Origin of the sequence: Streptomyces sp. NPDC017943 (genome assembly GCF_044328425.1) — a bacterium.
GTDB lineage: Bacteria > Actinomycetota > Actinomycetes > Streptomycetales > Streptomycetaceae > Streptomyces > Streptomyces djakartensis_A.
Genome location: NZ_JBIRHH010000008.1, coordinates 127,547 through 139,508, shown reverse-complemented (window position 1 = coordinate 139,508; position 11,962 = coordinate 127,547). Strand labels below are relative to the sequence as shown.

Genomic DNA, 11,962 nt, shown 5'->3' with positions numbered 1-11,962 from the left:
CCGTGGACCGGATGAGCCCCGAGGACACGCCTTCGGCCCCCCGCTCCCTGGCGGAAGCGCTCCGCGCGCGGGGCGACGCTTCGCTGGGCGCGCTCCTGCGCAGCCGCCCGGACCTCATCACGCCCGTCCCCACCGACCTGACGCAGCTGGCGACGCGGGCGGGCACGCGTGCCTCGGTCGTCCGGGCCCTGGAGCGGCTGGACCGGTTCGCCCTGCAGACGGCGGAGGCGCTGGCGGTGGCCGGGGACCCGGCGGAGTACGGGGAGCTGCTCGGGCTCATGGCCGGGGACGAGGCGGACCCGGCCGTCGTCGCGGCGCTGCCGCACGCCCTGGACGTGCTGCGCGAGCAGGCCCTGGTGTGGGGTGGCGACGACCGGCTGCGGCTGGTGCGCACCGCGCGCGAGTTGCTGTCGCCCTCGCCGCAGCACCCCTCGCCGACGGGTCTGGGTCCGACGGTGCGGGAGGCCACCTCGGGGATGTCGCCGGGGCGGATCCAGGAGATCGTCACGGCGGCCGGGCTGCCCTCCACGCATGACTCGGTCTCCGCGGTGACCGCGCTGTCGGCGCTGTTCGGGGACCGGGAGCGGATGGCCGCCCTGCTCGACGGTGCCCCGGCCGACTCCCTGGAGGTGCTGGAGCGCCTGGTGTGGGGGCCGCCGTACGGGCAGGTCACGGCCGATCCGGCGCCCCGGTTGCGCTGGCTGCTGGACCGCGGGTTGCTGCTGCCGACCGCGCCCGGGACGGTCGTCCTGCCGCGTGAGGTCGCCCTGCACCTGCGGGGTGGTCGGGCCCATCGGGCGCCCGAGCCGGTGCCGCCGGCCGTCGAGGCCGCCGCCGCGTACCGTCCACAGGTTGTGGACAGCACCGCGGCCGGCCAGGCGTACACCGCGCTCGCGACCGTCGAGGAGCTGCTGAAGGACTGGGACGAGGGTGGTCCGGCGGTGCTGCGGGCCGGGGGTCTGAGCGTGCGGGACCTGAAGCGGACGGCGGTCGCGCTGGACGTGCCGGAGCCGGTCGCCGCGTTCTGGGTGGAACTGGCGTACGCGGCGGGCCTGATCGCCTCGGACGGGGAGGCCGACGAGCGCTACGCGGTGACCCCCGCCCATGACGAGTGGCGCGAGCAGCCCGCCGCCGAGCGCTGGGCGCGGCTGGTCACGGCCTGGCTGGCGGCGACCCGCACGGCGGGCCTGGTGGGCGGGCGCGACGCCAAGGACCGGACGCTGTCCGCGCTCGGGCCCGGACTCGACCGGTCGGCCGCGCCGGAGGTGCGGCACCGGGTGCTGACCCTGCTGGCCGGGCTGCCCGAGGGCGCCGCGCCGGCCGCCGCATCGGTGCTCGCCCGGCTGCGCTGGGAGCGGCCCCTGCGTGGGGACCGGGGCGAGGACGATCTGCGCGGGCGGCTCGCCGAGTGGGCGCTGTCGGAGGCGGAACTGCTCGGTGTGACGGGCCGGGGCGCGCTGTCGGGCCACGGCCGGGCGCTGCTGGGCCTGCCGCCGGTCCCGGCGAAGGAGACCGGGGCACAGCCGTCCGGGCCGGGCGACAAGCTGCCCGTCCACCATCACCACCGTCCCGCTCCGCCCGCCCCGCTGAACGCGGCCGAGCAGGCCGTCGCCGCCGCGGCCGCGGCCCGGCTGCTCGCCCCGCTGCTGCCCGAGCCGCTGGACCACGTGCTGTTGCAGGCCGACCTGACGGCCGTGGCGCCGGGGCCCTTGCAGCGGCCGCTGGCCGACATGCTCGGGGTGCTCGCGGATGTCGAGTCGAAGGGCGGGGCCACCGTCTACCGGTTCACGCCCGGTTCGGTGCGCCGGGCGCTGGACGCCGGGCAGAGCGCCTCGGACCTGCACGCCTTCCTCGCCGCGCACTCCCGCACGCCGGTGCCGCAGCCGCTCGCCTACCTGATCGACGACGTGGCCCGCCGGCACGGGCACCTGCGCGTCGGTGCCGCGTCGTCGTACGTGCGCTGCGACGACGAGGCGGTGCTCAACGAGATCCTCGCCGACAAGCGGGCGGGCGGCCTGGGGCTGCGCCGGCTCGCCCCGACGGTGCTGGCCGCGCAGGCCGACCCGGCCGGGCTGCTGGAGGGGTTGCGGGCGATGGGCTTCGCGCCGGCCGCCGAGTCCGCCGAGGGCGATGTGCTGATCACGCGCGCGCTCGCCCACCGCACCCCGCCCCGGGGCGCGCCCGAGCCGGTTCCCGACGGCCCGCCGGTGCCCGACGACACCCTCCTGTCGGCCGCGCTGCGCGCGATCCGCGCCGGTGACCTCGCCTCCACCGCTCCGCGCAAGCCCGGTACGGCCCCGGCCGCGGACGGTGAACTGCCGCGCACCGGTCCGGCGGAGACGCTGGCCACCATGCAGGCCGCCGTGCTCACCGGCGAGGCGCTGTGGATCGGTTACGTGAACGCCGAGGGGGCCGCTAGCCAGCGGGTCATCGCCCCGATCCGGGTGGAGGGCGGTTTCGTCACGGCGTACGACCACACCGCCGACGAAGTGCGCACGTATCCGCTGCACCGGATCACCGGTGTCGCGGAGCTCGCGGACGACGCCGGCTGAGACCGCCCGGCGTCTCACCCGTACGGGTGCACGCCGGCGTTCATGCGCGCCACGCCGGGGAGTTCCCACCCTCGGGCGACCTTGCCGGGTGCGCCGCATCACGGGCCGGGTGCGGGGGCAGCCACCGGGTGTCCTGATGCGGCCCGGTCCCGGGAGGGGGTTCGGGCCGGTCGCCACCCGAAAGGAAGTGTCCCCATGCGCGCTGTCCGCCGTATCGCCGCCGTCCTGGCCACCGCCGTGCTGATGACGTGCGGTTCGCTCGCCACTCCGGCGGCCGCGGTGAGCATCGACATCGCCGGTCTCGTCCTGGAGACGCCGCAGATCTGATCCGTTCCGCACCGCCGGCAGGGAAGGGGTCCCGTCGTCCTCATGCGTGAGAAGTCCGCCGCCGCCGTCCTGTTCGCCGTCGCCCTGCTGGTCGGGGCCGCGCCCGCCGCCACCGCGGGGCCCGCGCTGCCGCTGCCCCTGCCGGTCGCCGGGGTGGAGTCCCTGATCACCGAGGGGGTGAGCGTCGAGGGCCCACTGGTGAACAACATCACCCTGCCCGCACTGAGGTGACAGCGCCCGGGTCCGGGCGCCCGGGTGTACGGGCGCCGGGCGCCCGTGTGTCCGGGGGGGCGCCCGTGTGTCCGGGGGGGCGCCCGTGTGTCCGGGGGGGCGCCGGACGGCCCGGGGGCCAGGGCACCGAACAGCCCGGGGGCCAGGACGCCGGACAGCCGGGGCCGGGGCGCCGGGGCGCCGGGCAGCCGGGCAGCCGGGGCGCCGGACAGCTGGGGGGCCGGGACGCCGGAGGGCCAGGGCACCGGGGCGCCGGGCGGCCGGGGGCCGGGGGCCAGGGCGCCGGACGGCCCGGGTGCCAGGGCGCCGGACAGCCGGAGGGCCGGGACCCCGGAGAGCCGAGGCGCCGGACAGCCGGAGGGCCGGGACCCCGGAGAGCCGAGGCACCGGACGGCCGGAGGGCCAGGGCACCGGACGGCCGGAGGGCCCCGGGAGGCCGGGACACCGGAGAGCCGAGGCACCGGACGGCCGGAGGGCCGGGGCACCAGACGGCCGGAGGGCCGGGGCACCGCACGGCCGGAGGGCCCCGGAGTGCCGGGGCACCAGACGGCCGGAGAGCCGGGGCGCCGGACGACCCGGGGGCCCGGGGGGGGCGGACGCGCGTCACAGCGTGCGGTGGGGTGGATCAGGCACACTGGACGTTTGGCCGAGGCGTCGTGCTGTCGAGCCGTCCGAGCCCTCCGGCCGCAGAAAGGTGCCGCGCGTGAATGGTCCGCTGATCGTCCAGTCCGACAAGACCCTGCTCCTGGAAGTCGACCACGAGCAGGCCGGCGACTGCCGTCGGGCCATCGCCCCGTTCGCCGAGCTGGAGCGTGCCCCGGAGCACATCCACACCTACCGGGTGACCCCGCTGGGCCTGTGGAACGCGCGCGCCGCCGGCCACGACGCCGAGCAGGTCGTCGACGCGCTGGTGCAGTACAGCCGCTACCCGGTGCCGCACGCGCTGCTCGTGGACATCGCCGAGACGATGGACCGCTACGGCCGCCTCACCCTCTCCAAGCACCCCGCGCACGGACTGGTCCTGACGACCACCGACCGTCCGGTGCTGGAGGAGGTCCTGAAGTCCAAGCGGATCACCCCGCTGGTCGGCGCGCGGATCGACCCCGACACGGTGGCCGTGCACCCCTCGGAGCGCGGCCAGATCAAGCAGACGCTGCTGAAGCTGGGCTGGCCGGCGGAGGACCTCGCCGGGTACGTCGACGGCGAGGCGCACGCGATCGACCTGGCCGAGGACGGCTGGGCGCTGCGGCCGTACCAGCAGCAGGCCGTGGAGAACTTCTGGCACGGCGGTTCGGGCGTCGTCGTCCTGCCCTGCGGCGCCGGTAAGACGCTGGTCGGCGCGGGTGCGATGGCCCAGGCGAAGTCGACGACGCTGATCCTCGTCACCAACACCGTCTCCGCGCGGCAGTGGAAGCACGAGCTGGTGAAGCGAACCTCGCTGACCGAGGAGGAGATCGGCGAGTACAGCGGGACCCGCAAGGAGATCCGGCCCGTCACGATCGCCACCTACCAGGTGCTGACGACCCGGCGGAAGGGCGTCTACCCGCACCTGGAGCTGTTCGACTCCCGGGACTGGGGGCTGATCGTCTACGACGAGGTGCACCTGCTGCCCGCGCCGGTCTTCAAGTTCACCGCCGACCTCCAGGCCCGCCGACGGCTCGGGCTGACGGCGACCCTGGTCCGGGAGGACGGCCGGGAGTCGGACGTCTTCTCCCTGATCGGTCCCAAGCGGTTCGACGCGCCGTGGAAGGAGATCGAGGCGCAGGGCTACATCGCGCCCGCCGACTGCGTCGAGGTCCGCGTCAACCTCACCGACTCCGAGCGCCTGGCGTACGCCACGGCCGAGGCGGAGGAGAAGTACCGCTTCTGTGCGACGACCGCGACCAAGCGGAAGGTCACGGAGGCGATCGTGCGCCGGTTCGCCGGGCAGCAGATCCTGGTCATCGGCCAGTACATCGACCAGCTCGACGAGCTGGGCGAGCACCTCGGGGCGCCCGTGATCAAGGGCGAGACGTCCAACGCGCAGCGGGAGAAGCTCTTCGACGCCTTCCGCGAGGGCGAGATCAGCGTGCTCGTGGTGTCCAAGGTCGCGAACTTCTCGATCGACCTGCCGGAGGCGACGGTCGCGATCCAGGTGTCGGGCACCTTCGGCTCCCGGCAGGAGGAGGCCCAGCGCCTCGGCCGGGTGCTGCGGCCCAAGTCGGACGGGCACCAGGCGCACTTCTACTCCGTGGTCGCCCGGGACACCATCGACCAGGACTTCGCCGCCCACCGCCAGCGCTTCCTGGCGGAGCAGGGCTACGCGTACCGGATCATGGACGCGGACGAGCTGCTGGCGGGGAGCTGAGGTACGCGGGGTCCGCTCACCGAGGGCGGCGGACCACGCCGACCTCCTCCCCGTACTGACCGAGGACGATCACGTCGAAGGCGGCGCCCGCGAAGACCTTGACGGCGCGCAGGGCATCGCCGAGACGGTGGCGGTGGCTGCCCGCCACGGCGGTGGCGCCGGGCGGGCGGCCCGGTGCCGGGGCAGGGTGGATGGTGGCTGCGCTCATGTCTCCATGGTGCGTTTCGCCCCGTAAAGCCCGCGTCGGTCTCGGGACGGAACCTGCGGGCCGTGCGGGTACGCCCGTGGGCCGACCGGTCCCCCCGGGAAGGAGGGCTTGCGCCCGGTCCGTCCCCTAGGGGACGGAAAACGGTTCGCGGGCGGTGGTGCCGCTCCTCTAAGATCTCCGCTCTTGCCCGCCTCCCTCTCGGAGCGCCGCCGACCGGACGGAAACCGGCCGGCCTCACCGCCCTTCCCCCAGCAGGTCCCTCCGGAGGCACCCCCTTGTCCACGCCCGTCGACGATCCGCTCTCCCGTGAGCGCTCCCACCTCGCCGCGTCCCGTTCCGCCCTGCGCGCCATGCGCGAGGACGTCGAGGCCCTCGACATCACCGACGTCACCGCGAACTGGGTCAACGCCGAGGTGCTGGCCCGCCAGATCGAGGAGCGCGTCAAGTCCCTGGCCGACCTCAGCGACACCCCGCTGTTCTTCGGCCGGCTCGACTACCTGCACGCCCCGGGCGGCGACCGGGCCGAGGGAGCGGAAGGGGAACGCTTCTACATCGGGCGCCGCCATGTGCACGACCATGACGGCGACCCCATGGTCATCGACTGGCGGGCACCGGTCTCGCAGCCGTTCTACCGGGCGTCCAAGAAGGACCCGATGGACGTCGCGCTGCGCCGCCGCTTCGGCTACACCCGCGGCGACATCACGGCGTACGAGGACGAGCACCTCTCCGACCCGGCCGAGGCGGCCCGCACCAGCAAGCTGCTCCAGCAGGAGATCGAACGGCCCCGCGTCGGCCCGATGCGGGACATCGTCGCGACCATCCAGCCCGAGCAGGACGAGATCGTCCGGTCCGGGCTGGCCGGCTCGGTGTGCGTGCAGGGGGGCCCGGGCACCGGGAAGACCGCCGTCGGCCTGCACCGGGTCGCCTACCTGCTCTACGCGCACCGCGAGCGCCTGGCCCGCACGGGCACGCTGGTCATCGGGCCGAACCGGTCCTTCCTGCACTACATCGAGCAGGTGCTGCCCGCGCTCGGCGAACTGACCGTGCAGCAGGCCACCGTCGAGGACCTGGTGGCCCACGTGGAGATCAGGGGCACGGACGAGGCGGCGGCCGCGACCGTCAAGGGCGACGCCCGCATGGCCGAGGTGCTGCGCCGGGCGCTGTACTCGCACGTGACGATGCCCGCCGAGCCGGTCGTGGTGGTGCGCGGCTCCCGCCGCTGGCGGGTGCCGGCGTACGAACTGGAGGACATCGTCCGCGAGTTGCTCGACCGGGACATCCGCTACGGCGCCGCCCGGGAGGCCCTGCCGCAGCGCATCGCGCACGCCGTGCTGGTGCAGATGGAGCGCTCGGGCGAGGCCCCGGACGACCGCGTGCAGGACGCGGTGGCCCGCAACACCGCGGTGAAGGCGGCCGTGAAGACGATCTGGCCGGCCGTCGACCCGGCGAAACTGGTGCTGCGGCTGCTGTCGGACGCGGAGTTCCTCGCCGAGCACGCGGAGGGGATCCTCGACGCGGACGAGCGGAAGGCGATCCTGTGGGCGAAGCCTGCCCGCAGTGTGAAGTCGGCCAGGTGGTCGGCCGCCGACGCCGTCCTGGTCGACGAGGCCACCGACCTGGTCCGGCGCACGCACTCCCTCGGGCACGTCGTCCTGGACGAGGCGCAGGACCTGTCCCCCATGCAGTACCGGGCGGTCGGCCGCCGCTGCACCACCGGCAGCGCCACCGTCCTGGGCGACCTGGCACAGGGCACGACGCCCTGGGCGACGCGCAGCTGGCAGGAGGCGCTGCGCCACCTCGGCAAGCAGGACGCGGTGATCGAGGAGCTGACGGCCGGTTTCCGCGTGCCGACGGACGTCATCACCTACGCCTCCCGGCTGCTGCCGGACATCGCGCCCGGCCTCACCCCGGTGGTGTCGATCCGGGAGAACCCGGGCCGCTTCGAGATCCGGCCGGTGTCCGGCGCGGCGGACGTGGTCGACGCCTGCCGTGACGCGCTGCGGCACGAGGGCTCGACGGGCCTGATCGCGGCGGACGCGCGGATCCCGGAGCTGGCCGGGGCGCTGGAGCGCGCCGGGATGCCGTTTCTGGGCCCCGGCGAGGAGACCACCCGCGAGACCCGGCTGACCCTGGTCCCGGCGTCCCTGGCCAAGGGCCTGGAGTACGACCACGTCGTCCTGGACGAGCCGCGCGCGGTGGTCGACGGCGAACCGGACGAGCGAACCGGCCTGCGCCGCCTGTACGTGGCCCTCACCCGGGCGGTGTCGGGCCTGACGGTCACGCACACGGCCCCGCTGCCCCCGCAACTCGCCCAGGGCCCGGGGGTGTTGGCCTAGGTCGCCGCCAGGGGGGCGGCGGGCGCCTGCCGGGCGGCGTCCACCGCGGCGCGCCACTCGGCCACCGCCTCCGCCGACACCGGCGCGTCCCAGCCGCCCGGGCGGGCCGCGCCGCCGATGTGGAAGCCGTCGACGCCGGCCGCGCGCAGCACCGGCACGTGGTCGAGCCGCAGCCCGCCGCCCACCAGCACCTGCTGCTCGTAGCCCGGCTCACCGGCCCGCGCGGCCTCCGCGAGCAGCACGGGCAGCCCGTCGTCGACCCCGCCGGCCGATCCGGCCGTCAGGTACGTGTCGAGCCCGGGCAGCCCGTCCAGCTGCTTGCGCGCGGCGTCCCGGTCGGCGGCCCGGTCGATGGCCCGGTGGAAGGTCCAGGGGCATCCGTCCAGTGCGGCCACCACCCGCTCCACGGCCGGCAGGTCCACCGCGCCCCCGGCGTCGAGGAAGCCCAGCACGAACTCGCGCGCCCCGGCCTCCCGCAGCTCCGCGGCCGTACCGGCGAGCCGGTCGACGTCCCCCGCGGCGAAGCCGTCCGCGAGGCGGACCATCACCCGCAGGGGGATGTCGACGGCGCGCCGGATCCCGGCGACGGTGGCGGGCGACGGGGTGAGCCCGTCGGCCGCCATGTCGGTGACCAGCTCGAGGCGGTCCGCGCCTCCCTCCTGGGCGGCGACCGCGTCCTCGACGCCGAGGGCGATCACCTCCAGGACTGCACGCTTGCTCATGGGGCCCCTTCGTCGGCATGGCGGCGTTCGATGACAGGTCTAGTCCAATCACAGACTACGCTGCCCATTCCCACCGCCTCCCACGCCCCGGGGAGCGCCTCACCCGTAGATGTCGAGCTCCTCGGCCTCCACCCCGGCGAGTTCGAACACGGCGCCGCCGGCCGGCCGTCCCGTGTACAGGCGGACCAGGGTCGGCCCGTCGCCGATGAACCGGCCCGGGGGCCGCTCCCCGCCGCTCTCCCCCAGCCGCAGCGGCTCGTCCAGGTCGTCGAGGTCGGCGTGCAGCGGCACGTGGCCGCGCTCGCGGGTGAGGCGGGCCAGCAGCGCCAGCGCGTCGGGCAGCCCGGCCCCGCCGTACGCCCCCGGTTCGCCCAGGGCGTCCCGCACGTCCCCGGCGTGCACCCACTCCCCCAGGGCGAGGCCGTCCAGCTTCCCACCGGCCCGGGCGATCACCGGCCCGGCCGCGGTCATCCCGCGCTCCAGTTCGTCCACGACCTCGGCGTCGCTCCAGCCGGACCGCGCGGCGATGTCCCGGTCGTTGGACTCGGGCGAGAACACGTCCGGCCCCCATGCGCCCTCCACCGCCCGGGTCAGCGCGGCCGCGCAGTGGGCCAGCACGTCCCGCACCGTCCAGCCCGGGCACGCGGCCACCGGCCGGGCGAAGTCCTCCGGGGCCCGGCCCCGCAGCAGCGGGATCAGCGCGTCCCGTTCCGTCGCGAGCAACCGCCCGGGCTGCTCGGGGTCCCGTACGTCGTGCGCATCGGCAGGAGTCGTCATGACCCCCACGCTAGGTGCCCGGGCCGCCCCGGCGGGAGAATGCCCCCATGGCCGATCCCGAGATGCTGCGCACCCGCTTCGTCCGCGCCCTGGAGGGGGTCCGGGGCCCGGCGGGCGGGCCCGACCCGGTGCCCTACGCCGAGAACCTGCTGGCCCGCTGGCAGGAGCCCCAGCGCCGCTACCACACCGCCGAGCACCTCACCGCGGTCCTGGACCGCGTCGACGAGCTCCAGCGGTACGCCCGGGACCCGGACGTGGTGCGGCTGGCCGCCTGGTTCCACGACGCGGTGTACCTGCCCGACCGCTCCGAGAACGAGGAGCGCTCCGCCCGGCTGGCCGAGCGGGCCCTGCCGGAGGCGGGCGTCCCGGACGGCACGGTGGCCGAGGTGGCCCGGCTGGTCCGGCTCACCGTCACCCACGACCCGGCCGACGACGACCCCGACGGCCAGGTCCTGTGCGACGCGGACCTGGCCGTCCTCGCCGCCCCGCCCTCGGCGTACGCCGCGTACACCGCCGCCGTGCGCGAGGAGTACCACTTCGTGCCGAACGAGGCCTTCCGCACGGGCCGCGCCGCGATCCTGCGCCAACTCCTGGACCTGCCACGGCTGTTCCGGACGCCGCACGGCGCGGCCGAGTGGGAGGCCACGGCCCGGTACAACCTGGCCTCCGAGCTGGAAATGCTGTCGCTGCCGGGCGTGGATCCCTCGTAGCCTGCCCGCCATGTGGACAACGGGTGCGGAGCAGGTGGAGCAGGCCGTCGCCGAGTGCGTGGAGCTGCTGGGGGCGGTCACCGGCCGGGACTGGGAGGGCGTGCGGGCCGGGCGGCTGGAGTGGAGCTGCCGGCGGACGGCCGTGCACATCGCGGAGGACCTGATCGCCTACGCGGGCCAGTTGGCCGGGCGGGAGCAGGAGTCGTACGCCCCGTTCGAGCTCGTGCTGGAGGAGGGCGCCGGCAACGCGGACGCGCTGCGGGTGATCGGCACGACGGGGGCGCTGCTGGCCGCCGCGGTCCGCACCACACCGCGCGAGGTGCGGGCCTTCCACCCCTACCCGTTCCGCAGCGCGAACCGCGAGGGCTTCGCCGCGATGGGCGTGGCCGAGGTGCTGCTGCACACCCACGACGTCGCCGAGGGCCTGGGACTGGCCTACGAACCGGCCCCCGGACTGTGTGATTTCGTGCTCACCCGGATCTTCCCGCACGTCCGGCCCGGCGAGAGCCCCTGGCGGACGCTGCTGTGGGCCACGGGACGCGGAGAGCTGCCCGGCCGGCCCCCGGTCGCCGGCTGGCGCTGGAGCAACAACCTGGTCCTCGGCACCGAGCGGCTCACCCTCCAGGGCGTCACCCCGGCGGCGGCCGCGGATCTCGCCGCGGTGGGCGACGGCGGCTTCGCGTGGATCGAGGGCGGCCCGGTCGAGGGCACCCGGGTGGGCGCCGGGCTGGTGCACCAGCAGTACGAGGACGGCGTCCACCTGCCCGAGTGGGGCATGTACGTGCTGGTCCGCCGCGAGGACGGCCGGGCGATCGGCGCCATGGGCTTCCACGGCGTGCCGGACGCGCAGGGGCGGGTCGAGGTCGGCTACGACCTGGTCGAGGGCGCCCGGGGCCGCGGCCACGCGACCGAGGCGCTGGTCGCGCTGTCGCGGTGGGCACTGGACCGGCCGCAGGTGCGGACCGTCGTCGCGAACGTCGAGCGGGGCAACACCCCGTCGCAGAACGTGCTCGCGCGCGCCGGCTTCGCCCGGGTCGCCGAGGACCCCGGGCACCTGGCCTACGAGCTGCGCGAACCCGGGGAGGGATAGCGGCCCTTGGGCCGGCGCAGCCCCGCCGCGTGCAGCAGCCGCACCACCTCGCGGCTGCGCACCTCCACGGCACCGGCGGCCACCGCGTCCGCGTACCGCTGGGCGGGGATGTCGTAGTGGTCGCGCTCGAAGGCGCGGCGGGGCACGCCCAGGCGCTCGGCGAAGGCGTGGAGTTCGTCGTAGGAGACGTCGCTGACCAGGTGGGACCACATGCGGCCGTGGCCGGGCCAGGTCGGCGGGTCTATGTAGATCGTCACCCCGACCTCACGAGGACGCCGGACCGCCGAGGGCCTCGCCCAGCGACCCCACCGCGGCGACCTTCACCCCCGCCTCGCTGCACACCCAGTGCGGGTCGGGCCCCAACTCCGGCTCCACGTCCAGCGCGTGGGGCTGGCCCGTGCCGCACACCGGGCACAGGGGCCAGCGGCCGTACCGCTCCAGCAGGGCGTCCTGCACGTCCTGCGCGACCAGCCCGGCCACGTACCGCGCGCCCTCCGGCCACTGCTCGACCCACCAGCGCCGCTGCACGACGGACTCCTCGACCAGCGACACGACGTCCGCCTCGGCGACGCGTCCTGCGACGAGGTCGGCCAGCACGAGGGCGCGCGCGGCGTGCAGCGCCTGCTCCAGGGGGCTGATGGGTTCCATGCACCCATTGTGCG

Annotated in this window: 12 protein-coding genes; 7 read left to right on the top strand and 5 right to left on the bottom strand. The window is 75.7% G+C overall.

Going from position 1 to position 11,962, the window contains the following annotated elements; genetic code table 11:
• Nucleotides 1-11: 11 nt before the first annotated feature.
• The 4 genes from ACH4C6_RS25600 (at nt 12) to ACH4C6_RS25585 (ending at nt 5,457) form a co-directional block, all read left to right on the top strand.
• The gene (locus ACH4C6_RS25600) at nt 12-2,552 is read left to right on the top strand and encodes a helicase-associated domain-containing protein (protein ID WP_398110926.1); all 2,541 of its coding nucleotides are present in this window, start codon (nt 12-14) and stop codon (nt 2,550-2,552) included.
• 195 nt (nt 2,553-2,747) lie between these two features.
• A complete protein-coding gene (locus ACH4C6_RS25595) occupies nt 2,748-2,879 on the top strand; it encodes a hypothetical protein (protein ID WP_398110925.1) in 132 nt (43 codons plus the stop codon).
• Between the two features lie 42 nt (nt 2,880-2,921).
• Nucleotides 2,922-3,110, top strand: coding sequence for a hypothetical protein (locus tag ACH4C6_RS25590; RefSeq protein ID WP_398110924.1), 189 nt, complete (start codon nt 2,922-2,924; stop codon nt 3,108-3,110).
• Between the two features lie 703 nt (nt 3,111-3,813).
• A complete protein-coding gene (locus ACH4C6_RS25585) occupies nt 3,814-5,457 on the top strand; it encodes a DNA repair helicase XPB (protein ID WP_398110923.1) in 1,644 nt (547 codons plus the stop codon).
• A 16-nt stretch (nt 5,458-5,473) separates the two neighbouring features.
• Here ACH4C6_RS25585 and ACH4C6_RS25580 read toward each other — a convergent pair whose 3' ends face one another.
• Nucleotides 5,474-5,665, bottom strand: coding sequence for a hypothetical protein (locus ACH4C6_RS25580; protein ID WP_363119841.1), 192 nt, complete (start codon nt 5,663-5,665; stop codon nt 5,474-5,476).
• Nucleotides 5,666-5,940: 275 nt separating this feature from the next.
• Between ACH4C6_RS25580 and ACH4C6_RS25575 the strand changes: the two genes are divergently transcribed.
• Nucleotides 5,941-8,001, top strand: a complete 2,061-nt coding sequence (locus ACH4C6_RS25575) for a HelD family protein (RefSeq protein ID WP_398110922.1) — start codon at nt 5,941-5,943, stop codon at nt 7,999-8,001.
• Here the strand turns inward: ACH4C6_RS25575 and ACH4C6_RS25570 are convergent.
• A complete protein-coding gene (locus tag ACH4C6_RS25570; protein WP_398110921.1) occupies nt 7,998-8,723 on the bottom strand; it encodes a copper homeostasis protein CutC in 726 nt (241 codons plus the stop codon). The genes ACH4C6_RS25575 and ACH4C6_RS25570 overlap by 4 nt on opposite strands.
• Nucleotides 8,724-8,822: 99 nt before the next feature.
• On the bottom strand, nt 8,823-9,500 hold the full coding sequence (locus ACH4C6_RS25565) for a maleylpyruvate isomerase family mycothiol-dependent enzyme (RefSeq protein WP_398110920.1): 678 nt from the start codon (nt 9,498-9,500) through the stop codon (nt 8,823-8,825).
• Between the two features lie 47 nt (nt 9,501-9,547).
• Between ACH4C6_RS25565 and ACH4C6_RS25560 the strand changes: the two genes are divergently transcribed.
• Nucleotides 9,548-10,210 (top strand): hypothetical protein, encoded by a 663-nt coding sequence (locus tag ACH4C6_RS25560; RefSeq protein ID WP_398110919.1) that lies wholly within the window; start codon nt 9,548-9,550, stop codon nt 10,208-10,210.
• A gap of 10 nt (nt 10,211-10,220) precedes the next feature.
• Nucleotides 10,221-11,300: a GNAT family N-acetyltransferase gene (locus ACH4C6_RS25555; protein WP_398110918.1), complete on the top strand. Its 1,080-nt coding sequence runs from the start codon at nt 10,221-10,223 to the stop codon at nt 11,298-11,300.
• On the opposite strand, the gene ACH4C6_RS25550 is transcribed toward ACH4C6_RS25555, so the two are convergent.
• Together ACH4C6_RS25550 and ACH4C6_RS25545 are read right to left on the bottom strand one after the other, a co-directional pair.
• Entirely contained in the window at nt 11,270-11,557 is a 288-nt protein-coding gene (locus tag ACH4C6_RS25550; RefSeq protein WP_398110917.1) for a DUF4031 domain-containing protein, read from the bottom strand. The genes ACH4C6_RS25555 and ACH4C6_RS25550 overlap by 31 nt on opposite strands.
• A 7-nt stretch (nt 11,558-11,564) precedes the next feature.
• Nucleotides 11,565-11,948: a hypothetical protein gene (locus ACH4C6_RS25545; RefSeq protein WP_376327012.1), complete on the bottom strand. Its 384-nt coding sequence runs from the start codon at nt 11,946-11,948 to the stop codon at nt 11,565-11,567.
• Nucleotides 11,949-11,962: the final 14 nt, after the last annotated feature.